The sequence below is a fragment of the Pseudomonas sp. fls2-241-R2A-110 genome, from assembly GCF_030209165.1.
Lineage (GTDB): Bacteria > Pseudomonadota > Gammaproteobacteria > Pseudomonadales > Pseudomonadaceae > Aquipseudomonas.
This window is the reverse complement of sequence record NZ_JARVSN010000053.1, coordinates 11747-34428: the sequence shown is the minus strand read 5'-3', so window position 1 is coordinate 34428 and position 22682 is coordinate 11747. Positions and strand designations below refer to the sequence as shown.

The window sequence follows — 22682 nt, the reverse complement described above, 5'->3', positions numbered from 1 at the left end:
AAGCGCTTGGTTACTTGGCGCTTCTCCAAGTGACCCGCTGTAAAAGCGGAACCAACAGCCGCCGTTACCGCAGCAACGGATATGCACCCAACCCCAACCCCAACCCAAAAACAGTGAACAACATCAGGCGGATAAGGCCACGCTTGTTCTTGGTCCAAGCTGCAAACCTATCCCTTCAGCCAACGCCCTGTTCGATCAAAAGCTCACTGACTCGCGACACACAACTCGCCGGTGGCACGAATCAGGGCCTGCCCGTGCAATTGATCCTTGATCAAGCGGGCTCGCGCCTTACCCAACCAGCTCGGGCAATTCGGATCCTTGCGATAGGCGGCAAAGTCAGCGTATTGCTGCAACAGACGGTTTTGCAACTCATCAAGCTGAGGCCGGATCTGTCCGGCGAGGTCAGGCCGCGGGGTGTCCGGCGCCTTGCCGGCCGCTTGCCATTGAGCGATCAGCCCGTACTGCACCAGTTTGCTGGCCTTTATCTGTGCGGAGATCAGCTCGGCGACTTCATCCGGGTCGAGTTGACGGTCAACGGCCATTTTCCTGGCATTGGCGATCACTTGCGCTTCCCGGGCACTGTCCTGAATCGGCTTGCCACTGTCCCACTTGGTCAGCGCCACGAGATCGCCGATGTTCAAGCGCTCGTTCATCGTGACCAGCAGCGGCTGCAAACTGTCGGGTGCAGAGGAGGGCGTGCTGGCCTGTGTGCTGCACACGAATAAACCGAGCAGGGCACAGGTCAGCAGTTGCGGTAAATGTGGGAAGCGGGGCATGGACAACCTCTTGGGCTCACGATTCACAATCAAGGGATTTATTCAGGCGTTACGCGCGCACTGTCTGCCAATTGCGCGGCGTCTACGCGAACAAAAACCGAGTCGCCAATGGCCGTCAGCACGTCCCCGGCGTAGACCTCGCAAATGACCCGACTTTTGCGTCCGACTTCGCCTTCCACTTTTGCACGCAAGGTCAGTGGTACACCCATCGGTGTCGGTTTGATGAACTTGATGCCAAGGTTACCGGTGACGCAATTGATGCGCGGAAGGCTTGCCGTGTCGCGGTGTTCCATCCGGTAGTGATAGGCCATCGCTGTCCAGTTTGAATGGCAATCCACCAGCATCGCGATCAACCCGCCGTACACCAGGTCGGGCCAGCCGCAATACATGGCGTCGGGCGTGTGTTCGGCCATGACGTGGATGCCGTCTTCATGCCAGAAGCTCTTGATGTGCAGCCCGTGCGGATTGCTGCCGCCGCAGCCATAACACACGCCTTCAGGCGCTGCGGTGTCTTGCAGGGAAGTGTCGAGTCCGGACATGCCTTTGATTCTCCTTGATGGTGTGAACCCAATCTCGCGGATATTAACGCGGCAGGCAGGTTTTGGTCATTGCGGTAATGGCGTCCCGTTGATCTTGTCGTGCTCAGGCTTCGCTGATCTTGCTGACGCTGGTGATCTGGCCGTTCCAGACCATCTCGTAGTGCGCTGCCTGAATGATTGATAAGACCGGTTTCGGTGTCATCAGCGCCCAGCAGTGACTGCCTTGCATTCTCACGGACCGGTAACGCAGGCCGGGCACGCCGGATTCTTTGATTGAGCGACCGAGCCGACGGGAATGGGTGTAATCATCAGGCGCGTACACAGGATCGGTCAGCGCAATGAGCGCAGCGTCTTTCATGTCTGTGTCGACAAAGCTGCAGGACAGTCCGCGAAAAACGAAGCGCTCATAGTTGAGACTCGGCACATTCGACCAATACAGGCTTTGGTGATGACGGACTTCGGCCAGTGCCGTTTCCAGGGTGTCGGCCAGGTACAACACCCCGAAGCTGCCATCGCTGAACCGTGAACCGGCCGGGTTGACGTGGGTGAACGGCGCGGTGGCATAGGAGCAGCCAGGGATGCCGAACGGGATCTGATCGCGCGCGATCCACTCAAGATGGCCCACTTCATTTTTCAACCTGGGGTTGGTCAATGCCTGAATCTGATACAGGACTTCAAATGCTTCCGCATCCGCCACATCGTCGAACAACGCCACGGGTGGATACTTGGAATTGACCAGTCGGTAGGCCTGTAAGCGCTCGCCGGCACACGCGGCCAGTTGATTGATTTCTACCATTGCGCGCCACGCAGCACGTCAATGCGCCGGAAGGTTTCATACAAGGAAATCATGTCGCCTTGCGCCATGATCTCGAGCGGGCTGCGTCCGTTGAAGAACTCGTTGTGATTGGCCATCGACGGGAACCCGTAGACGTTTTCCGGGTTATCGAAAACCAGGCGCAGTGCGGCATGGATGTTGAGTACAAAACTGATGCGCTGCATCTGGTCCGCGTCCAGGGACACTGTCCATTGCACATCGCGCTGCCGGGCGCGGGTGTAGGTGCTACGCGAAATGCGCAGGATGCGACAGGCCTGATCACTGGAGGCGCGCCATTTGTCGAGTATGCCGACCGCCGCACGCAGACCCGTGACGCACTGGGCCTTGGTGAGTGTTTGTGCCTGGAGGGGGACTGCCATGTTCGATGCCTCATAGTGAATCCTTAGATCCAAAAATATCTATATTGAATCTGTAGAGCAATGCTGGATCGACCAATGGACAGGGAAGGTGGCTTTATCCGAATGGAGAAATTAAAAAAAGGGCTGCCATTCATACGGCAGCCCTTGTTGATTTGCGCCACGTTGTATCAATCGGCGAGTTCTTGCGGCGAGACCACCCAAACGCTGCAAGGCATTTTATAGAGCAGGTGTTCGACCGTACTGCCAATCAAGCGGCCCAAGCCACGGTGGCCAACCCGTCCCATGACGATCACGTCGACGTTGTAGGCATCGGCATAACTGGCCAGGACCTTGGCCGGGTTGCCCATGACCATGTGGCGCTGCTCCGGTGGAATGCCGTTGCGCTCGGCCAGTTCGTTAAAGGCTTCGCCCTGGGCGTCGAACAGGGTCTTGGCGGTTTTCGAGGAGAAGAATCTGGTGGCGTCGTCGAAGCCGAATTCATCGGCGCCGATCGACGACAGGTCGTAGGCATAAACCACGTCGAGCTGGGCGTTGCATGCCGTCGCCAGCTTCACCGCTTCATGCAGGATGCGGTCGTTGAAGTCTTCGTACTGAGCGTCGCGATGAAACGGGTCGACCGCCGCGACAATCCTGCGCGGCAATGCGTGCTGCATATGACTGACAAAATGCAGCGGCACCGGGCATTCGCGCAGCAGGTGAATGTCCAGGGGAGTAAACATCATGCGCGAAAACACCGTTTCATGTTCCAGCGCCTTGATCAGCAGGGCCATTGGCTGCTCTTTGAGATGTATCAGGATTTCCTTCAAGGGCTTTTCAACCCAGACCACTTCGGTGGTGACGGTCACACCGATTTTGCGCAACGGCCGTGCCTGGTCTTCCAGCCATTGGCGATGGCGCTCGAGGTAACCGAGGCGCATCTGCTCCAGCGCCTGCTCATTGACCAGGCCGGCGGTCGCCAGGCCTTCCAGGTAATCGAAGGCCACGATGTGCAACGCGGCGTCTTCTGCCTTGGCCAGTGCGGCGGCGCGGTCGAACGCGGGGCTGTTTTCCATCAGGGGTGAGACGACCAGCATGAAACGTGATTGCTCGGACATGACAATGCTCCCTTGGCGCACAGAAACTGGCCGAAATGGCCACGAGGGTTGGATGGCGCGTGTACCTGATAACAAGATTGGCGCCGCTATTGCCGTCGCCGCTTGATCTTTGTCAATCCGGAGTAGCGTGCCGGGGGACGGCACGACGCGTGGTTGTCAGAGGGGGTTTGAGGTATCCGCGCTTCATGAAAAAGGGACGGCGAAACTGATAAAGATCAACTGGTCCGGGGCTGGGAGCGTGCATTCTGAAACGCTACTGACCCCAGCCGATGATCGCCTGTCGAGGTGCCCCATGTCGCAGATTCAGCGCTTACTGTTAATTGCTCCCTCAGCCATGACCCGCACGCCAGCGTTCGACCGGGCCGCCGCGTTGGCGCACGCGATGCAGATGCCGTTGCACATTGTGGCGTTCGATTATTTGCAGGCCCTGGCGGTAGCGGGCCTGTTCGCCCCCGAGCAAATAAATCTGGCGCGTGAAGGGTACTTGCACACCCATCGGCAATGGCTCACCGAACAAGCCGGGCTGCTCAGCCGGCACGGGGTGGAGGTCACCAGCGAGGTGGTCTGGGTGCAGCATCCATACGAAGAAATCATGCACTTCGTCAACGAGATGTCCCTGGCGCTGATCGTCAAGGACGCCCAGGAAGAGTCGGCGCTGAAACGGGTGTTCTTCACGCCGCTGGACTGGCAGTTGCTGCGCGATTGTCCGGTGCCGGTGCACTTGGTGACCAATGCCCTCAATCCCAAGCCACGCAACGTCCTGGCCATCGTCGATGTGTTGCGCAGCGAAGACCAGGATCGGATATTCAACGATCAGATTGTCGACGCGGCCGCCAAGCTGGCCGCCCTGTGTGATGCGGGACTGGAACTGCTGCATGTGTATGACTGGGCGGCGGTGTATGCCCAGGACATGGGCTTTGGCGCACTGCCGCTGGCCACCGGTATTTATGAAGCGTTGGGAACGGCGCAGCACGACGCCTTTGCGTCCCTCGCCGAACGTCATGGTGTGCCTCCAGCGTCCCGGCACTTCATCGAAGGCTCACCGCTGAACAGTATTTGTGACTTTGCCGCCGAGCATCACACGGATGTCATTGTCATGGGCACGGTGCAGCACAACAAATTGAACATTCTGTTGGGCACCACGGCAGAGCAACTGCTGCACCGCGCGCCCTGCAGTGTGCTGGCCATCAAGCCGGGCAAGACGCTGCAATCCTGAAGACTGGATCGCCCCGCGATGAACCGTTGGCCGGAACATCGCGGGGCGATTTTTTACAGGTAAAGACGGTGAATGACCTGATGGCTGTCGTTAGGGTCATTGCTTGTCTGGAAACCGAGCGCTTTGGCCAGGTCACGCATCGGCGCATTGCTGGCGGCATCCACCGAGTACAACTGGGTAAAGCCATTTTTGCGTGCAGCCTTGATCAGATGCTCCATCAGCAACGTTCCCAGGCCCAGGTGCATCCACTCATCGGCGACCGTCACCGCGCATTCACATTCTTTCTCGGTCGTGGCGGCATAGCGGCTGACACCGATCTCGATCAGTTGGCCATTTTCATGGGCCAGCGCGACGTAGGCCATCCGCTGTTTGTTGTCGGTGTCCATCAACTGATTGAGCATCGCGGCACCGGGCTCGTTGATCTGGGCGAGAAAGCGCATATGCCGAGACTCGGGGGACAGCCGTTTGATGAAGGCGTATTCACGGTCGCGGTCTTTTTCCGTCAGCGGTCGTATCAGCACATGACGACCGTCCTTGAGCGATTCGATCCAGTGTTGTCCGGTGACTGAGGCGTAAGCGGCGGCGGCCCGGTCATTGTGGTCTTTCACAGTCAGCATGGGGTGATCCTCCATCCGGTTTGAAAGGTGCGCGGTGGTGAACCGTACAGTTCACTCCTTTCTACGCCGATGGCCGGGCTTGAATCTGATCTGGATCAGAGAGTCGTGACGCAGGACGTTCATTTGCCGGTATTTGATGTAAATCAACCTGGCAGAGGGGGCAACACGTGCACGCTTGGAGCCTGGCGGTCCACAACGACCGTCGTCGAGCCGAGGTGTGTGATGGGTCAGTATCAACGTTTGTTGCTGGTCGCCGACCAAACCCTGCATCAGTCCCCAGCCATGCTGCGGGCCGTGGCTCTGGCCAAGGCAAGCGGTGCCGTGCTGGCCGTGCGGGCCTTTGTCGAACCGGCACCGGTCGTGCATTTGTGGGAAGAAAAAATCGACGACGCACGGTATCAGGGGTATTTGCGCCGTTACCGTCGCTGGGCCGCCGATGAGCTCGACCGACTCAACGATCTGGGGCTGGACGTGACGGTCGACGTGGTGTTTACCACGCATCCGCTGCTGGATATTTTGAAAACGGTCGAAGACCTCAAGCCCGACATGCTGATCAAGGACGTCACCCTGGAGCCGCTGCTGAAACGGGTGTTCATCACACCGCTCGATTGCCATTTGCTGCGCGAATGCCCGGTCCCGGTGCACCTGGTCAACCAGACCCGTTACGGCTTGCCGCACCGCGTCGTGGCGGCGGTGGACCCGTTCGATCCTTCCACCCAGATCAACGGTTTGAATGACACCATCATTCAGACCGCCAACGCCTTGGCCTTGCAATGCGATGCCCCGCTGCACCTGCTTTACGCTTATGACTTGTCACCAGCCTTCAATGGCGACGCGCCGCTGGCCGGTGGAGGCTGGACCGTGGACTTCATCGAGGAACTGCGCGAGTCCTTGCACCTGGCGTTTGTCACGTTGGCCGATCGCTACGGCATACCGCCGGAGCGTCGGCATTTCATCATGGGGTTGCCAGTGCCCGTGATCCACGAGTTTGTCGAACAATACGTGGCGGATGTCGTGGTGATGGGCACGGTGCACCGGGTGGGGATCGACCGGTTCATTGGCAGTAACACCGAACGGGCCCTTTATTCGGTGCCGGGCAGCATCCTTGCCGTCAGGTCCCCGGTCAGGGGATGAGCACGATGGCGCCCTTGAACTGGCCGGCTCGCAGGTACGCCAAGGCCTGATTGGCCTCGGCCAGGGCAAAACAGGTGACGTCACAGTGCACGGGCGTGTGCTCCAATTCCTGGAAAAACGTGGTGCCGTCTTCACGGGTCAGGTTGGCCACCGAACGGACGCTGCGCTCGCCCCATAGCAGCCGGTAGGGAAACGCGGGAATGTCGCTCATATGGATGCCGGCGCAAATCACGCAGCCGCCCTTGACGGTGACCGCCAGTGCCAGCGGCACCAGCACGCCGACGGGGGCAAAAATCAGGCTGGCATCGAGCAGGTGCGGTGGTGGCTGGTCCGAAGGCCCGGCCCACTCGGCGCCCAGTGAGCGGGCATAGGCCTGGCCCTCGCTGTCATCCGGGCGGGTGAAGGCATACACCTTCTGCCCCCGGCCTCGCGCCACCTGAATCGCCAGATGCGCCGCCGCGCCGAACCCGTAGAGACCCAGATGGCGGGTGCCCTTGGCCATTTGCAACGCCCGAAAACCGATCAGCCCGGCACACAGCAGCGGTGCTGCCTGAACGTCCGAGAGCCCCTCGGGAATCGGGAAACAGAAGCGCCGGTCGGCAACCGTGTACTCGGCATAACCGCCGTCCAGATGACAACCGGTGAACTGTGCATGATCACAAAGGTTTTCCCGGCCCGAGGTGCAAAACACACATTCACCGCAAGTCCAGCCCAGCCACGGAACGCCCACCCGCCGACCGATCCAGTCGGGCGCGACATCGGCTCCGACCGCTGTGACTACTCCAACGATTTCATGCCCCGGCACTCGCGGCAGTACCGCCTGAGGCAGCTCGCCGTCGACCAGGTGCAGGTCGGTGCGGCACACGCCACAGGCCAGGACTTTGATCAGCAGTTGCTGGGGACCGGGTGTCGGCACAGGCCGTTCTTGCTGTTGCAGTGGATGGCCGGCCCTGTGCAATACCATGGCGCGCATGATGATTCTCCGGCGTCAGAGGGGGTTAGCTTTGGTGGCGATGACAACCGGCGACCAGCTGCTTGAGGCCATCCATGTTCTGGATTTTGACGTCGCGGCCCGATATCTCCGCAAGTCCCTGATCCCGCAGGTGCGCGATGCCCCGGCAGATGGTTTCCAGTCGCAGGCCCAAGTAGGAGCCGATTTCCTCGCGGCGCATTTTCAGGACAAAATCCCGGGATGAATACCCGCGCTGGTTCAGCCGTTGCGACAGGTTCAGCAGAAACGCGGCCAGGCGCTCATCGGAGTTCATGTTGCCCAGCATCATCAGCATGTCGTGATCGCGGACGATTTCGCGGCTTAATATTTTGTTCAGGTTGTGCTGCAGCGAGGGCAGCTCATGGGCCAGTTTTTCCAGGTGAGCGAAGTGGATAGGGCAGACTTCGCTGTCTTCCAGCGCGTAGGCATCGCAGGTGTGCCGTTCAGTGCTGATGGCGTCCAGGCCGAGCATTTCGCCGGGCATCTGGAAGCCGGTGACCTGCTCTCGACCATCGAGCGAAAGCACGCAGGTCTTGAACGAGCCGATACGCACGGCGTACAGCGATCGCAACGGATCGCCTGCGCGATAGAGGGCGGCGCCTTTTTTGACTTTGACGCGTTGCACGATCAGCGTATCGAGCTGCTCGATTTCCGGGCCGGAGAGGCCTAGCGGCAGGCACAGTTCCAACACGCTGCAGTTGGAGCAGGCGGCCTTGAGATGATGGTCTCGATACGAACGAGCGTCAGGCATGTTCATATAGCCCTCGGGGTCAGCTTATAAAGCATAGTTACCTGTGCGTCCCAGGTAAGGCTAATTGTTCCTGTGGACAAGGTATTAGACGAATGGATCCATGCCCGTCAAACGTCGAACCCCAGCGCCCGAAGGTCCGCGCACCTGTCCATCACCGCTTGGACACTTGAGGTAAATCAAGTCTTTCCCGGTGCCAGACTCGCAGAATCAACCCTGTCGATCAGTGGAGACCCGCGCTGCTGGGTCATCGGTCGAACATTCACCTGTCTGGAGGTCAATCATGAGTCAGTATCAACGCTTGCTACTCATCATCAACCCGGCCCTGCGCCAGTCTCCGGCAATCAACCATGCGGCGGCATTGGCCAAGGCCAGCGGTGCGAAGTTGCATATCGCCGCCTTGATTCCTTCCTTCAAATTGTTGTCGCTGCTTGAAGAAGGCGACCGTGACCAGGCCCGGGAGGTGTATCGGCGTGATCATGAGGACTGGCTCAAGGCTCAGGCCCATACGTTGCGTGGCAGGGGCATTGACGTGACCACGCAGGTGACCTGGGCTGATGACCTGTCGCAAGACATTCTCGATAACGTCACGCAATTGCAGCCCGACTTGCTGCTCAAGGAAGTGCAACATGAATCGGTGCTCAAACGCGCTTTCTTCACCCCGCTGGATTGGCGTTTGCTGCGTCAATGCCCGATACCGGTCTACCTGATCGGAGCCAGCAGCTTCGCCTTGCCGCGCAAGGTTGTGGCCGCGGTGGAAGTGTCGGATACCGGGTCACCCGACGAGGCGCTCAATGACCGGATCATCGAGCAGGCTTGCGGCCTCGCGCTGCAGTGTGATGCCGAATTGCATCTGTTGTATGCCTGCGATATTTCCGCGGCTTTTCTGGCAGACATGGGTGGGCTGACGCTCGCGGACCTCACCAAGTCGCTGCGCAGAGACCTGGAAAAATCGTTCCTGCATTTAGCTGCTCGGTACGGCGTGGGCTCGGACCGGCGACATTTCATACAGGGTCACCCCGTCACGGCGCTGAGCGACTTCGCCAGCGAGCATCAAGTGGATGTGATCGTGATGGGCAAGGTCCAGTCCCACGGAGTGGACAAGCTGCTGGGCAGTACCACCGAGCATATTTTGTATCAGGTGCCTTGCAGCGTCCTTGCTGTCTAGAAAGACGTCGAAACGGGCCTGGCAGCGAGGGGGCGGTTATTTGCGCTTCCAGTATTTCTGCATTTCGAGAAACAGAAACGAAGCCGTCCAGGTAATCAATACCAGCCCCGTCAGGGCTTCCAGGCCGGTCAGGTATTTGAGGTTGCCCACCGGTGAAATATCGCCGAAGCCGATGGTCGTGTAGGTGGTGAAGGAAAAGTACACGCAGTCCATGAACGAGCCATCGAAACTGCCGATCAGGGTTCCCCATTCGCCGGAACGTGCCATCAGGTAATAGGCCAGCGCGAAGCACCAGACTTCTATCGCGTGGGCCAGCAGGGCACCGAAGACCCCGGCGACAATCCGAAAGCGACTCCAGAGCTTGAGACGCGGCAGCCAGTCGTTCAGCCGTAACAGGCATTCGTAATGGTTCACCACGACGATGACGACCACTAGCGTGTTGATCAGTGTGACTGCCAGCATGGTGAGCCTCCAGCGGTATCGGGCGAGCTTCATCAGCATCGGCGGTGGACGTGCCCATTTCTACCCCAGGGCGGCTGAAAGTCATTGAGCTACATCAACAAGGCTTCCATGAGCGGGCGTCGCAGGGACAAAGCCTCTGAAAGCTTGAATTAGTTGACAAAAATCAGAGCCCTCAGGGGATAACGCCAGATACTTGAACAAAAGCTTTCGAGTCGCATTAAATCCAGGGAGCACCGTCATGAACAAGCGCTTGTCCTTTGCATTGTTGAGCATCCTGTTGGCTGCGACTGCCGGTTGCAGTCACCGGCAAACTCAGGAATTCGAGGCGCGGCTCGAATCCGCGGAAAACAATGCCACGACCGCAGGACATCGCGCCGATGAAGCGATGGTGAAGGTGCAACAAGCGGCGCAAGCGGCCAGCCAGGCGCAACGCACTGCCGATGAAGCCAATGTTCGTGCCAGTCGGATGGCGCAAAAGTCGACTCGAAAATAAAGGAACCGGTTTGCAGGAAATCCGCCATCAAGAGAATGGGCGGCAAGGCAGGCAAGGTGTTCCGAGGACGAGGTAGGTCATGCTGAAACTCAAGCGGATCCTGTTGATCGCCCCCTGCGAAATGAGCCGTACGCCGGCGTTCGACCGGGCGCGCGCACTGGCCTGCGCCTCGGGGGCTGTGTTGCACATCGTCGCGTTCGACTATGTGCAGGCACTGGCGCTGGCCGGGCTGCTTGATCACGATGCGATGGCCCAGGCACGGGAGGGCTACTTGCAGGTACATCGTCACTGGCTGGAGCAGCAAGCCCGGTTTCAGCGCTGTATCGGGTTGCAGGTGACCACTGAAGTGGTCTGTGCCAAGTCGAGTCTGGCGCATATGCTTGAGTACGTGAATGACTTCCATGCGGATTTGGTGATCAAGGACACCCAGCAGATTCCGGCACTCGATCGCGCCTTCCATCGACCTCTGGACTGGCTGTTGCTGCGTGACTGTCCGGCTCATTTGCATCTGGTGACTGACGCCGAAAATCCGAAGCCGTCGAAGATCCTCGCGGCCATCGATCTATCGCACCTGGAAGATCTGACGCATGGGCTCAATGACCGGATGCTCGACCTGGCCTCGACATTCGCAGCCTCCTGCGGTGCGCCCTTGCACCTGCTCAACGTCAGTAACTGGTCGGTGATGGGCGACGTCACAGAGAGTGTGCCGACACAGAGCCTGAAAGCCAGTCTGGGCAACGCCGTCACCGATGCCCAGACAGAAGCCTTCGAGGTGCTGGCCGAGCGCTACGGTATCGAACAAAAATGTCGACATCAGCTCAGAGGTATTCCTCATAAGGTGATTACACATTTCGCGCAACGCAATGCCTTCGACATGGTGGTGATGGGCGCGGTCTACCAACGCGGGATTGACCGGTTCATCGGCAGTACTGCCGAGAGTGTGTTGAACCGCACGCCTTGCAGTTTGACCATCGTCAAGCCATTGCCCTGGCTCCAGTGAGAGACCATCGAGACCGTCGTTAATGTACTGATCGATTCGCCTGCTACGCCATCGAGCCGATAAAAAAAGCCCCCGCGGTTTTCCCGGCAGGGGCTGGACTTGCAGGGTTTCACTCGCCTTTGATCGGCATAACCTTGTCGGCTTTCATTGCCTCAGGTTTTTTCGGCAACGAGACGTGCAGCACGCCTTTGCTGAAGCTCGCTTCGATCTTCTCGGCATCGACGCCTTTGGGCAGGTTGAACACCCGTTCGAAGGAGCCGTAGTGACGCTCGCTGAGGTGATAACCCTTCCTTTTTTCTTCCTTGTCCTCTTTCTTCTCGCCTCTGATGATCAGGCTGCCGTTGGACAGTTTGATCTCGATGTTTTTCTGGTCCATGCCGGGTAGCTCGGCTGAGATTTCGTAGCTTTTATCTTTCTCGGTGATGTCCACCGCAGGCAGGCTCTGACCGGTCAGTTCCAGTGGCCAGAATGGCTCGACATCGAACAGTCCACGACTGAAGGGGGAAAGTCCCCGGCCGCGACCAAAGTCCGAGAACAGTTGATCGACCTGTTGCCGGAGTTTTTCCAGAGGCCGCCAAAGGTCTGCTGTCGTCATAGGGGGCTGACTGGCTTTGTCTTCAGTCGTTATCGGCATTTTTTTCACGGAATTGCTCATGTTTACTCCTCCTCTTTAATTGAGGGTGGACGGCGAACATTTGCTGCACTCCACCCTGAAAGAATAAAAAGCAGGTCCTGGCCTTACAAGATCAGTGGACGGGACCACAGCCTCCAGCCGACGAAGACTACCGCCGCCCCGATAGATGACGGTCCCGTGTCGGGGGCATGGAGCGGTTGGCCCTGAGTTTCTGCATCCCTCGAAAGTCAGGTTGCGGCTGCTGACTTTACTGTCGGCGAGAATGTCCAGGAGCCGTTTGATTTAGATCAGAAACAGGGCAAAGACTGAGTGCTTGGGGGGGGCGCCACGACATCTTGCCCTATGGCTGACATGGCTGCGGGGGGCGGTCAGTGTAGACGCGACCATTCAGGTGGTTATTGATCAACGGCGACGAAATGAGTGTTTAAGGGGCAAGGGACACACGCGCAGATTTGACATAAATCAACGCCAGAGAATCCTCAACGGAGGACGCTCAATCAACGCTGGTGCTGATCCGGCGCAGGCGTCAGCGCCAGTCTCGGCAAAGGGCCCGTGGTGGACGTCGAGCCCCCTCTGTGTGGAGTCAGATCATGAGCCAATATCAACGCCTGTTACTGATCATCAACCCGGCCCTGCGCCATTCCCCGGCGATCAACCATGCTGCCGCCTTGGCCAAGGCCAGTGGTGCGAGCTTGCATATTGCGGCGTTGGCAAAGCCGGTGGAGATCCTGTCACTGCTTGAAGAAAACGTGCGGGAGAAGGCTCGGAAAAGCTACCTGCAGGACCATACCGAATGGCTGAAAAACCAGGCAAAAAACCTCCGGGGTCGCGGTATCGAGGTCACCATGGAGGTGGCCTGGACCGATGACTTGCAGCAAGACATCCTTGATCACGTCACGGAAATGCAACCTGATTTGGTGATCAAGCAAACCCAACACGAATCAGCGCTCAAGCGCGCTTTTTTCACCCCGCTGGATTGGCGTTTATTGCGGCATTGCCCGGTGCCGGTGTACCTGGTGGGCGGGGACGCTCATGCCTTGCCGCGCAAGGTCGTGGCGGCCGTCGACGTTTCGGATACAGCGCCTGCAAACAGCGAGCTGAACGAGCGGATCATTCAACAGGCCACCAGCGTGGCGTTACAGTGCGGGGCCGAACTGCATCTGCTGTATGCCTGTGATATTTCGGCGGTGTACATGACGGACATGGGCGGGCTGGCGCTGTCTGACCTGACCCAGGATTTGCGCAGAAACGATGAACAATCGTTTCTCAACTTGGCCCATCGCTACGGTGTGCCCGCCGATCGTCACCATTTCATTCTGGGACAACCCGTCTCGGCGCTGAGTGAATTTGCCAGCGAACAGGAGGTGGATGTGATCGTGATGGGCAGGGCTCAGTATCACGGCCTGGAAAAACTTGTGGGCAGCACCACTGAACATATTCTTTACCAAGTGGCTTGCAACGTTCTGGCGGTCTAGCGCGGGCAAAGCCATGGGTAAACAACGGCAGGCGTCATCGCCCGGGAGGCTTCCATGACTCAGAGTCCCTCATTGCAAACGACCTTGAAGGATCGGGCCGCGGCAGGTCGAGGTCTGGTAGAACCGTTGCTCAAGTACGCGGATCGACCGGATGTCATCGTCCTTGCGTTGCCACGTGGCGGCGTCCCGGTGGCCTATGAAGTGGCCACGGCGCTTAATGTTCACCTGGACCTGATGCTGGTGCGCAAGCTTGGCGTTCCGTCTCATCAGGAGTACGCCATGGGCGCCATTGCCAGCGGTGGCATTCAAATACTCAACGAAGATGCACTGCGTGCTCATCCGATTGATCGAGCCAGTTTTGATGCCGTGGTCGCACGAGAAACACGCGAGTTGTTGCGTCGTGAACAGGTGTATCGGGGCAACCGCCCGCCGGTGCAACTCAAGGACCGGGTGGTGATTCTGATTGATGACGGGCTGGCGACAGGGGCCTCGATGATGGCTGCGATACAGGCCGTGAGAAAACAAGCACCTGCTCGCATCGTCGTCGCCGTGCCGGTTGCGCCGCTCGAAACGGTGGAGACATTGCTCATCGACGTCGATGAAGTGATCTGCCCGCTGGTGCCTGAGTGGATGGTCTCGATCGGTTATTGGTATTTGAATTTTTCCCAGACCTCGGACGAAGAGGTCATTGAGTTGTTGCAGCGCGCCTGGCAACGAGAATCTGCTGCTGACGGTACGACTGGGGGCAATGTCGATGTTTGAACTTCAACCTCGACAGCTGGACTTGAATGACGCGCCTCACACACCGAACGGAAAGGTTTCGTCTTCCGGTTCGATGGCCTGGCTTTTCGGCAGCGCCAATGCGCTCACGGGGCGGGTCTGTTCAATCCAGATCATGGCGTCAAACTGCTCGGCCAGCGAGGCCTCGAAGTAATGGCTGCGGCGCTCGGTCTCCGGGCGATAAATCACTCCGATGGCCCGCTCCAGTAGCGGTCCGGTCAAGGCATGGCGCAGTTCTTTGCGGCGCGGGTCTCGCCAGTCGGTCAACGACGCCGGCACGCCGGCCTTGAAAAACTGGTGTTCCCAACTGTCCGGGTGCGAGGGTCTGATGTCCTTGATGAGCATGGCGCCGTCCCAGTCATCGGCAGCCGCCACCTGGCCCCGGTCGGTGCCCATGCCGATCAGCACGGCATCGCGCCCGAAAGCACTGCGGCACAGATGCCCGATATTGAACTGACCCTTCCAGCCCATTTCCGTGGCGGCCGCGTTGCCGATATGGGAGTTGTGCGCCCAGACTACGGCTTTGGCCTGCGGCCCCCGGTGTTTGAGCAGCGCCTGCAGAGTATCGAACATATGCCGGTCCCGCAGGTTCCAGGAGGCGGTCGCGCCTCGATAAATCGCGCGGTAATACTGCTCCGCCGCCTGCACCACCCGGGCGTTTTGCGCCGCGTTGAAGAACGCTTCGTCATTGCGCACAAGTCCGGCCAATTGTTCGGCCAGCATGGCGTTAAGTTGGTCGACCACTGATTGCTCACAGGGCATGAGTCCGGCGCGTTCGACGAAGTGGCCGTACAGCGCCGGATCATCCTGCCACGGCGTCAGGCAGCCGTAGCGCTGGCGCGCTTCGTGAGCCAAACGCGGATCGGCATGGTCCAGGTAGTTCAGCACTTCATGGATGGAGTTGCGCAGACTGTAAACGTCGAGCCCGCGGAATTCGACACGACGTTCAGGGCCGTGCTGGTGATTGAAGTGATGCAGCCAGTGGACGAAGGCCCTCACTTCGGTGTTGCGCCACATCCAGGTCGGAAATCGGCTGAAGATGTGGCGTTTCCAGGCCGAACGGGCCAGTCCCCGGACGTACTGGTCGACATGGCAAGCGTCCGGCCAATCGGCTTCCACCGCCACAACCGTGAACCCGTGGTGTTCAATCAGCCTTTGGGTAATCGCTGCGCGGGTTTTATAGAACTCGCTGGTGCCATGGCTGGCCTCACCGATCAGCACCACGCGCGCATCCGCATAGCGATCGAACATCTCACCAAACGTCGCCGAGTTCAGCGTTGGCAAGGGTTCCGCATATCGGCGCAGGATCGGCGCGATGGCGGCCTCGTCGATGGGCCGACGTGAACCATGGAAGGTGTCCAGCGAGTCTTGAGTGGGTTTAGTCATGACGGCCATCCCATGGTGAGGTAACTGCCACCGGCATTGCGCTTGTTCTCCATCAGACGCTCAACCGCCAAAAATCAATTCGCAGGCGCTCGACACGGTGTTAAAGCTCCATCCTGTGTGTCGCCTGTTCGACGTTCGATTATTCCTACACGCCGATTCAGGCGAATGGTTGAGTTTGATCAACAAAGGCTGCAATGCCTTGAGAGAAAGTGTTTAAGCCAGGTCTTGATGGGGCACCGGATATGAGCGCAAGCGATGGACAATATTGCGAATCAGGCTGAGCAACTCGTTGCTCGTGACCTGTCGAGGGGCGACGTCTGGCTAAGCTCAATTCAGAGGTGTCAGCCGCGCGCCTCGTGGGAGATTCGCAATCACAGTGAAGGACGTGTCTGCCGATAGTTATATCGAGGGCGTGGACCATGGAAACCTGTGGCATGAAGCGCACATTCAACCGATTGCATCGCGTTGTCGCGGTCTGCGCCGTTGCGCTCATGAGCTGCACGAGTACCCACGAGGACACCTCACAAGAGGTGTCGCCCATGCCCGGTATCGCCATGGCCGATCAAGTGTGTTCCTTGTGTCATGGCCTGACGGGGGAGTCGGTGTCCCCGATGTTCCCCAAGTTGGCCGGTCAGCAGAAGGAGTACCTGAAGTTGCAATTGAGCGACTTCAAACTGCATACCCGCAGCGATAAGTCCGGGGCTCAGTACATGGGCGGGTTGACCCATTTGACCGACACGCAGATCGCTGAATTGGCGGACTACTTTTCGAGTCAGAGCCCAATGAGAGCGGATGCCGATACATCGGACGCCCGTGGTGAGTCGATTTTCCGCAACGGCATTCCCGAGTCGGGCGTCGCCCAGTGCAGCGCTTGCCACGGTGCTGGCGGGGAGGGCAAGGGCGCGGTGCCCCGGTTGGCGGGTCAACACGCAGACTATGTCATCAGCCAGATGAAAGTGCTTGGGCAGACAGACCAGCGTCCACGTGGCGCGCAGATGAAGCGGGAGAATCATTCACTGTCCGATGCGGACGCCCAATCCGTTGCGCATTACCTGGCGACGCTCGGCGTCAAAACGCAGTGAAAAGTCTTGAATCGCTGCATCGAGAATTGATGCTGACCGCTGCTGAAGGAGCCGCTCACCTTGGCGCACCTGAAACCGCGGTTGCTGGGTCACTGGGGGACCACGCCGGGGCTGAACCTGATCTACACGCACCTCAATCGCCTGATCAATCTGTACGACCTGAACAGGCTGTTTATCGCCGGTCCCGGTCATGGCGGGCCCTCGGTGGTGGCGCAGACGTATCTGGAAGGCACCTACACCGAGTTTTATCTCGCGGTGAAACGTAATACCAATGGCCTGGTTCGCCTTTTTCGGCAGTTTTCCTGCCTGTACGGGATCTCCAGCCACGTCTCGCCATGGACCCCGGCAAGCGTCGCAAATAATCAGTCGACCGGAGGTGGCGGGGCGGGCAGTCGGGGGGCTATCGGCACGGACTTGATGGGCTTGAGTGGCGGGAATTCTTCGGGTGTCAGGGTTTCTTTTTCCAGCAAAAGACGTGCACCCGCGTCCAGGTCAGCCCGACGACTGCCGAGCAAGGCTTTTGCGCGCTCGTACGCTTCATCGAGCAGGGCGCGAATCCCCAGGTCAACTTCCCTGGCGGTTTGTTCCGAATAGTCTTTCTCGCCCACGCCTTGCATCCGCTCGCCCAGATACGTCGTGTTTTGCCGCTCCAAAACCGCCTGCCCAAGTTCAGGACTCATGCCAAAACGGGTGATCAATTGGCGGGCGATATCCGTCGCGCGGGCCAGGTCATCAGCCGCTCCGGTGGAAATCTGGCCATAGGCAAGGAACTCGGCGGCGCGTCCGGCCATCAGAACGACAATGCGGTCCTTGAGCATCTGACAGCTGATGAGGAAGTGGTCTTCGGTGGGGCGCTGCAGCGTATACCCCAGCGAGCCAATGGCGCGGGGCACGATGGAGACTTTGTGCACCGGGTCCATGGCCGGCAGGCTGCTGGCGGCCAGGGCGTGCCCCATTTCGTGGTACGCCACCACTTGGCGCTCATCGGCGTGCAACAAGCTGCTCTTGCGCTCAACCCCGGCGACGATGCGTTCTACCGCTCGGGTGAAGTCATCGAGGCTGACCGCTTCGGCGCCGCGACGGGTGGCGACGATGGCCGCTTCGTTGACCAGGTTGGCCAGGTCGGCGCCGGTAAAACCAGTGGTGATGTCGGCGATCTGTTCGGCGTCGAGGCCCGGCGTTATGACGATTTTCTTTAGATGAACGTTGAGAATCGCCTGTCGACCTTTGCGGTCGGGGCGATCGATCAGAATCTGCCGGTCGATCCGCCCGGCGCGTAGCAATGCCGGGTCGAGAATCTCGGGCCGATTGGTCGCAGCCAACAGCACGACACCTTCCCGGGGATCAAATCCGTCCAGCTCTGCCAGTAACTGGTTGAGGGTTTGCTCTTTTTCGTCGTTGCCGCCAAATGCACCGACGCCGCGCATTTTTCCCAATGCGTCGAGTTCGTCAATGAAGATGATGCAGGGCGCCGCCTGGCGCGCCTGGTCAAACAAGTCATGTACCCGGGCCGCCCCCACGCCGACGAACATTTCGACAAACTCAGACCCCGATATCGAGAAAAATGGCACGCCGGCTTCACCGGCGATGGCTTTGGCCACCAGCGTCTTGCCGGTCCCCGGCGGGCCGACCAGCAGCGTGCCCTTGGGAATGTGCGCCCCGAGCCGCGCGTATCGGGTCTTGTCCTTGAGGAACGAGACAATTTCGACCAATTCAACCTTGGCTTCATCGATGCCTGCGACATCGGCGAAGGTCACCCCGGTGTCGCGCTCGACGAACACTTTGGCGCGTGACTTGCCGATGCTCATCAGGCCGCCCAGGCCTTGTTTTTCCGCCATCCCGCGAAACAGAAAATGCCAGATCACCATGATCAGGACAAACGGCAGCAGCCACCCGATCAGACCGTTGAGCAAGGTGTTTTCACTGACCCCGGTAAACTCGACACCTGATTGACCAAGATCGCTGGCCAGCGCTGGATCGACCCGAACCGTCGAAAACAGGTTGCGGCCGTCGATGGGTTCCAGCAGCTTTCCGCTGATCTGGTCCTTCTCGATCCGCAGATCGCTGACCTTGTGCTCGGTGAGCAGTTGCTGGAACTGACTGTAGGGAATGCTCTGAACGACATGCCGTTCTATGAATAGAAATTGAAAGAGGCTGAGCACGATAAAGGTGATCGCGAAGTAAGACAGGTTCCATTGGTGGTTTTTTTTCATGGCCTTTGCTCGGATAAGTAACGGCTGTCGAACAGGCCGTTCTTGAGCCTCCCGGGGAGGTCGCAGGCTCCCCGGGTCCTCGATTCAGGCAAGCAGTATGTGATCGATGACTTCCTTGACACCGGGCACCGACCAGGCCGCCCGTTCTGCAATCTGGCGCTGGCGCCACAAATGCACCCTGCCTTCGAGTTTCACCACATCGCCCTGGACCTTGACGTGAATCCCCTCGGCATCGATTGCAGGCTGGAATTGCAGTTCATCGAGGATTGCATTACGCAGGCTCAAGTCGTTCATGATGGAGTCCTCTGTAAAGTGCGTGAGAGATGACGGGCGATCAGTATTTTTTACGCCTGAACGACGGAAACTCATTGAGTTATGTCAACAATGCGTCGGTGAGCGAAGCGCTGGCCGTGAGACATAAAACCCACACCGTTGAAAGCGACTACAGTCAGGGAGCTTTCTCTCCGCTGAAGGAACGACTTGATGTTCAGATCCCGCTCACTGATTGCCGCTGTTACAAGCCTTGCACTGGTCTGTGGTTCGACTGCTGCACTGGCTGACCCTGGAAATGGAAATGGCCAGGGTAATGGCAAGGGAAACCCGCAGAGCAGTCAGGATCATGGCAATCAGGCCGGTCATGCCAATAAAGGCAAAAATACAGCGGGCAGCAATTGGGATCGTGGTCCGAGCGTCAACCGCGACAGTATCCTGGGGATTATTGGCGGCCACCGGGACTACTGGAATCCTGGTCCTGCGTTGCCCCCCGGTATTCAGAAAAACCTCGCTCGCGGCAAGCCATTACCGCCGGGGATTGCCAAAAAACTGGATGGCCGCCTGGTGGGCAGATTGCCTCATTACGACGGGTACGAGTGGCAGCAAGTGGGGGTTGACTTGATCCTGGTCACGCTGGCGACGGGGCTTGTATACGAAGTTTTGAACGGTGCTTTTGATTAACTGTAGAGGCGTTAAAGCGCCTGAATCTCATTACCCAAAGAGGCTTTTTTTTTCGTGTAACTCCGGTATGTCTCCAAAGCTTCCGTCCGTCGCAACACCCGGAACCGAAACCGGGTTATCGCGTCCTATGACACGCGATATCAACCTACGGAAGCCATCATGCTTTTAAAGAATAAAAGTCTCTTTGCGGTCTTTTCCTGCGCCTTGATGCTTGCAGCTGCGCCATTGCTCCCCGTTGACCTGTCCATCATGGGCTCTGCCTATGCGAAAGATGGCGGTGGCGGTGGTAATGGAGGCGGTGGCGGTGGCGGTGGCGGTAACGGAGGGGGCCATGGTGGTGGAAACAGTGGCGGAAACGGTGGTGGCCATGGCGGCGGTACGAGTGGCGGCCATAGCGGCGGTATGAGCGGCAGCCATAGCGACGCGGATCATGACGGTCGCTCCGACAGCAACGGACACGGTAAAGGGCTGGCCAGCGATCATACCGGCAAGGCAGTTCGCGACCGCGGTGTAAGCGGAAACCGTTACGGCAGTGATCGCGGTCACGGCGCAACGACTTCTGGCGTCGCCCATTCCAAAGATACGCGCGGCTTAGCGAAAGCCAGGGCCATTGCGACCACAACGCCCGGTGATCACAACACCAAAGGGTTAAGCAAGATTGGCAACTCGATCTCGAATAAAACGCACTGACACTGAAAAACGGGCGCCTTGATGGCGCCCGTTTTCATTGAGCCTCGCTTTAGCCCGCAAACACCCGAACGCACGCTTGGCATGACGCGAGGAGGGCAGCACTTCCTTGTTTATGCACCGTCTGCCGAAGTGGCAGATTCCGTCTGTTCACTGCCGAGCGTGGTGGCGAGGAAGTCGGCAAATGCACGCGCCGCGAGACGAGTCGCGCGTCCCTGCGGAAAGTACGCATGGACGGGCAGGTCGGCCATTTTCCATTCCGCAAGCAGATGCACCAGGGTGCCACTGGCCAACTCCAGCGCGCAGGCCCAGGACGTGGTCGAAACGATGCCAAGGCCTCCTGCCGCGGCCGCCAGCGCCCCGGCGGTATCGTTGGTCGAAAATTGTGGGGCGAGGTTGATGGATGACACCGTGCCATCGCGTTCGAACTGCCAGGACGAAGCCTGCGAGCCTGCCGGACCACCGACGATCCGGTGTCGCTCCAGGTCGGTCGGAGTCACAGGCGTGCCGTGGCGTGCAAGGTAAGCCGGAGAGGCCACAATCACCCGTTGCATGGTGCCAATCCGTCTGGCCGTACCCGCCAGGTCCGGCAAGTTGCCCACGCGGATGCCGATGTCGACAGCTTCCTTGACCATGTCCTGCCACTGATCTTCGAGCATCAGCTCCAGGTGCAGCATCGGGTGACGTTCAGTAAAGGCCGACAACCTGGGGATGACCACGCGGATGCCCATCGTCGAGGGCATGCCAATACGCAGCAAACCCCGCAATTCTCCAGTCTCGCGCACGCTGTTCTCGGCATCGTCGACCGCCGCCAGGATCGGTTCCATGCGCGCCAGAAACTCCATCCCTGCCTCGGTCGGCACCACGGCCCGTGTGGTCCGCGACAGCAGCCGCGCGCCCAGGCTTGCCTCAAGCTCGGCAATCATCCGCGACACCTGGGACTGTGCCAGCCCGCTTTCCCGTGCAGCGGCCGAGAAGCTGCCGAGTCGGGCTACGCGGGTATACAGCCGCAAGGCGAGGATGTCTTTCAACGGCATGCCGGTTTACCTGTCTTGAGCGAGCCCGTGACGATCACCCACGAGCGTCGCAAGTGCCGCAGGCGATGATTAATGCTGATTCGAGATAAATCTTAGCCTGATTCGACCGCTACCGCAGATTTGGGCGCGACGACATAGTTGGTCCATCGGAGCCGAAGCCCTCCAGCGCTTCCCCGAACTGACTGGCGCCGTTGTCGCTGGAAAATTCACTGCATAGCGAGGAATACCGCATGAAGATTGCCCACTCCATTGCCCTGGTGACAGGCGCCAATCGCGGCATCGGCCGCACCTTTGTCGAAGAGCTGCTCAAGCGTGGTGTCGCGAAGATCTACATCGCCGCCCGCGATACCGCCTCGTTGGCCGAACTGCTCAAGGACGGCGATCGCCGTCTGGTGCCGCTGCCGCTGGACGTGACCGATCCCGATCAAGTGGCCGCGGCGGCCAGCGTGGCCAGTGACGTCACACTGTTGATCAACAACGCCGGCTATGCCGCGTTCGACGGCGCCATTTCGGCACCTGACCTGCAAGACGCCCGGCTTGAAATGGAAGTCAATTACTTCGGTCCGCTGGCACTCACCCGGGCCTTTGCACCCGTACTGGCGAAGTCCGGCGGCGCGGTGCTGAACATGTTGTCCATGCTATCGCTCATCAGCTTGCCGATGGCCGCGACTTACTCGGCCTCCAAGGCTGCCGGCTTGTCGCTCACCCGCAGTATCCGGGCCGAGTTGGGTGGGCAGGGCACCCAAGTGGTCGGCGTTCTGGCCGTGCAAACCGACACAGCGATGGGCGCCAGACTGCCGCAGCCCCGACTCAGCCCGGTAGAAGTCGTGACTGATGCCCTGGATGCCATCGAAGCGGGCACCAACGATGAAGTCATCGCCGGCGCCCAGACCCGTGGCATCCACCAGGCCTTCACCGTCGATCCGCAGAAAGTGCAGGCGATGATGTCCACCCGGTTGCCGCAGCGCGGCTGATCCTCCCACGTGTTCGACGGAGCTCATC

The 22682-nt window shown here is 59.2% G+C and carries 24 protein-coding genes and 2 pseudogenes; 12 read left to right on the top strand and 14 right to left on the bottom strand.

Annotated features, from left to right (window positions below; translation table 11 throughout):
- Positions 1-203 precede the first annotated feature (203 nt).
- The 5 genes from QRN31_RS31410 to QRN31_RS31390 form a co-directional block, all read right to left on the bottom strand.
- Positions 204-776 carry a chorismate mutase gene (locus QRN31_RS31410; RefSeq protein WP_285436805.1) on the bottom strand — a complete coding sequence of 191 codons (573 nt, stop codon included), beginning with the start codon at positions 774-776 and terminating at the stop codon, positions 204-206.
- Between the two features lie 38 nt (positions 777-814).
- Positions 815-1315 carry a PaaI family thioesterase gene (locus QRN31_RS31405; protein WP_285436804.1) on the bottom strand — a complete coding sequence of 167 codons (501 nt, stop codon included), beginning with the start codon at positions 1313-1315 and terminating at the stop codon, positions 815-817.
- Positions 1316-1418: 103 nt separating this feature from the next.
- Positions 1419-2111 carry an RES family NAD+ phosphorylase gene (locus QRN31_RS31400; RefSeq protein ID WP_285436803.1) on the bottom strand — a complete coding sequence of 231 codons (693 nt, stop codon included), beginning with the start codon at positions 2109-2111 and terminating at the stop codon, positions 1419-1421.
- Positions 2105-2509 (bottom strand): antitoxin Xre-like helix-turn-helix domain-containing protein, encoded by a 405-nt coding sequence (locus tag QRN31_RS31395; protein ID WP_285436802.1) that lies wholly within the window; start codon positions 2507-2509, stop codon positions 2105-2107. The genes QRN31_RS31400 and QRN31_RS31395 overlap by 7 nt, the downstream gene beginning before the upstream one ends.
- A 167-nt stretch (positions 2510-2676) precedes the next feature.
- Complete coding sequence (locus QRN31_RS31390) at positions 2677-3603, bottom strand: universal stress protein (protein WP_285436801.1); 927 nt, start codon at positions 3601-3603, stop codon at positions 2677-2679.
- A 292-nt stretch (positions 3604-3895) separates the two neighbouring features.
- On the opposite strand from QRN31_RS31390, the gene QRN31_RS31385 reads away from it, so the two are divergent.
- Positions 3896-4819: a universal stress protein gene (locus tag QRN31_RS31385; RefSeq protein WP_285436800.1), complete on the top strand. Its 924-nt coding sequence runs from the start codon at positions 3896-3898 to the stop codon at positions 4817-4819.
- A gap of 53 nt (positions 4820-4872) precedes the next feature.
- Here QRN31_RS31385 and QRN31_RS31380 read toward each other — a convergent pair whose 3' ends face one another.
- Complete coding sequence (locus QRN31_RS31380; RefSeq protein ID WP_285436799.1) at positions 4873-5436, bottom strand: GNAT family N-acetyltransferase; 564 nt, start codon at positions 5434-5436, stop codon at positions 4873-4875.
- A gap of 222 nt (positions 5437-5658) precedes the next feature.
- On the opposite strand from QRN31_RS31380, the gene QRN31_RS31375 reads away from it, so the two are divergent.
- Entirely contained in the window at positions 5659-6570 is a 912-nt protein-coding gene (locus QRN31_RS31375) for a universal stress protein (RefSeq protein ID WP_285436798.1), read from the top strand.
- On the opposite strand, the gene QRN31_RS31370 is transcribed toward QRN31_RS31375, so the two are convergent.
- Positions 6560-7543, bottom strand: a complete 984-nt coding sequence (locus tag QRN31_RS31370; protein ID WP_285436797.1) for a zinc-dependent alcohol dehydrogenase family protein — start codon at positions 7541-7543, stop codon at positions 6560-6562. The genes QRN31_RS31375 and QRN31_RS31370 overlap by 11 nt on opposite strands.
- Before the next feature lie 25 nt (positions 7544-7568).
- Entirely contained in the window at positions 7569-8312 is a 744-nt protein-coding gene (fnr, locus tag QRN31_RS31365; protein ID WP_285436808.1) for a fumarate/nitrate reduction transcriptional regulator Fnr, read from the bottom strand.
- Between the two features lie 280 nt (positions 8313-8592).
- Between fnr and QRN31_RS31360 the strand changes: the two genes are divergently transcribed.
- The gene (locus tag QRN31_RS31360) at positions 8593-9477 is read left to right on the top strand and encodes a universal stress protein (RefSeq protein WP_285436796.1); all 885 of its coding nucleotides are present in this window, start codon (positions 8593-8595) and stop codon (positions 9475-9477) included.
- Positions 9478-9513: 36 nt separating this feature from the next.
- Here QRN31_RS31360 and QRN31_RS31355 read toward each other — a convergent pair whose 3' ends face one another.
- Positions 9514-9939, bottom strand: coding sequence for a potassium channel family protein (locus tag QRN31_RS31355; protein WP_285436795.1), 426 nt, complete (start codon positions 9937-9939; stop codon positions 9514-9516).
- Positions 9940-10177: 238 nt separating this feature from the next.
- On the opposite strand from QRN31_RS31355, the gene QRN31_RS31350 reads away from it, so the two are divergent.
- Positions 10178-10432: an Lpp/OprI family alanine-zipper lipoprotein gene (locus QRN31_RS31350; RefSeq protein ID WP_285436794.1), complete on the top strand. Its 255-nt coding sequence runs from the start codon at positions 10178-10180 to the stop codon at positions 10430-10432.
- Positions 10433-10511: 79 nt separating this feature from the next.
- The gene (locus tag QRN31_RS31345) at positions 10512-11432 is read left to right on the top strand and encodes a universal stress protein (protein WP_285436793.1); all 921 of its coding nucleotides are present in this window, start codon (positions 10512-10514) and stop codon (positions 11430-11432) included.
- Positions 11433-11541: 109 nt separating this feature from the next.
- Here QRN31_RS31345 and QRN31_RS31340 read toward each other — a convergent pair whose 3' ends face one another.
- Positions 11542-12087, bottom strand: a complete 546-nt coding sequence (locus QRN31_RS31340) for an Hsp20/alpha crystallin family protein (protein ID WP_285436792.1) — start codon at positions 12085-12087, stop codon at positions 11542-11544.
- A 569-nt stretch (positions 12088-12656) separates the two neighbouring features.
- Here QRN31_RS31340 and QRN31_RS31335 point away from each other — a divergent pair.
- Positions 12657-13541, top strand: a complete 885-nt coding sequence (locus tag QRN31_RS31335) for a universal stress protein (RefSeq protein ID WP_285436791.1) — start codon at positions 12657-12659, stop codon at positions 13539-13541.
- A 54-nt stretch (positions 13542-13595) separates the two neighbouring features.
- Positions 13596-14303 (top strand): phosphoribosyltransferase, encoded by a 708-nt coding sequence (locus QRN31_RS31330; RefSeq protein ID WP_285436790.1) that lies wholly within the window; start codon positions 13596-13598, stop codon positions 14301-14303.
- 36 nt (positions 14304-14339) lie between these two features.
- On the opposite strand, the gene QRN31_RS31325 is transcribed toward QRN31_RS31330, so the two are convergent.
- Positions 14340-15707 carry an erythromycin esterase family protein gene (locus QRN31_RS31325; protein WP_285436789.1) on the bottom strand — a complete coding sequence of 456 codons (1368 nt, stop codon included), beginning with the start codon at positions 15705-15707 and terminating at the stop codon, positions 14340-14342.
- Positions 15708-16246: 539 nt separating this feature from the next.
- On the opposite strand from QRN31_RS31325, the gene QRN31_RS31320 reads away from it, so the two are divergent.
- Positions 16247-16789, top strand: a complete 543-nt coding sequence (locus QRN31_RS31320) for a c-type cytochrome (RefSeq protein WP_285436788.1) — start codon at positions 16247-16249, stop codon at positions 16787-16789.
- 36 nt (positions 16790-16825) lie between these two features.
- Positions 16826-17191 (top strand): annotated as a pseudogene (locus tag QRN31_RS31315) (phosphoketolase family protein); the annotation flags it as partial.
- Here the strand turns inward: QRN31_RS31315 and ftsH are convergent.
- Together ftsH and QRN31_RS31305 are read right to left on the bottom strand one after the other, a co-directional pair.
- Positions 17152-19002 (bottom strand): ATP-dependent zinc metalloprotease FtsH, encoded by a 1851-nt coding sequence (ftsH, locus tag QRN31_RS31310; RefSeq protein WP_285436787.1) that lies wholly within the window; start codon positions 19000-19002, stop codon positions 17152-17154. The pseudogene QRN31_RS31315 and the gene ftsH overlap by 40 nt on opposite strands.
- A gap of 84 nt (positions 19003-19086) precedes the next feature.
- A pseudogene (locus QRN31_RS31305) lies at positions 19087-19281 on the bottom strand (BON domain-containing protein); the annotation flags it as partial.
- A gap of 204 nt (positions 19282-19485) precedes the next feature.
- Between QRN31_RS31305 and QRN31_RS31300 the strand changes: the two are divergent.
- Positions 19486-19956 (top strand): anti-virulence regulator CigR family protein, encoded by a 471-nt coding sequence (locus QRN31_RS31300; protein WP_285436785.1) that lies wholly within the window; start codon positions 19486-19488, stop codon positions 19954-19956.
- Positions 19957-20115: 159 nt separating this feature from the next.
- Positions 20116-20646, top strand: a complete 531-nt coding sequence (locus QRN31_RS31295; protein WP_285436784.1) for a hypothetical protein — start codon at positions 20116-20118, stop codon at positions 20644-20646.
- A 110-nt stretch (positions 20647-20756) separates the two neighbouring features.
- Here QRN31_RS31295 and QRN31_RS31290 read toward each other — a convergent pair whose 3' ends face one another.
- Positions 20757-21680 carry a LysR family transcriptional regulator gene (locus tag QRN31_RS31290; protein WP_285436783.1) on the bottom strand — a complete coding sequence of 308 codons (924 nt, stop codon included), beginning with the start codon at positions 21678-21680 and terminating at the stop codon, positions 20757-20759.
- Between the two features lie 230 nt (positions 21681-21910).
- Between QRN31_RS31290 and QRN31_RS31285 the strand changes: the two genes are divergently transcribed.
- Positions 21911-22654, top strand: a complete 744-nt coding sequence (locus QRN31_RS31285) for an SDR family NAD(P)-dependent oxidoreductase (RefSeq protein ID WP_285436782.1) — start codon at positions 21911-21913, stop codon at positions 22652-22654.
- Positions 22655-22682 lie beyond the last annotated feature (28 nt).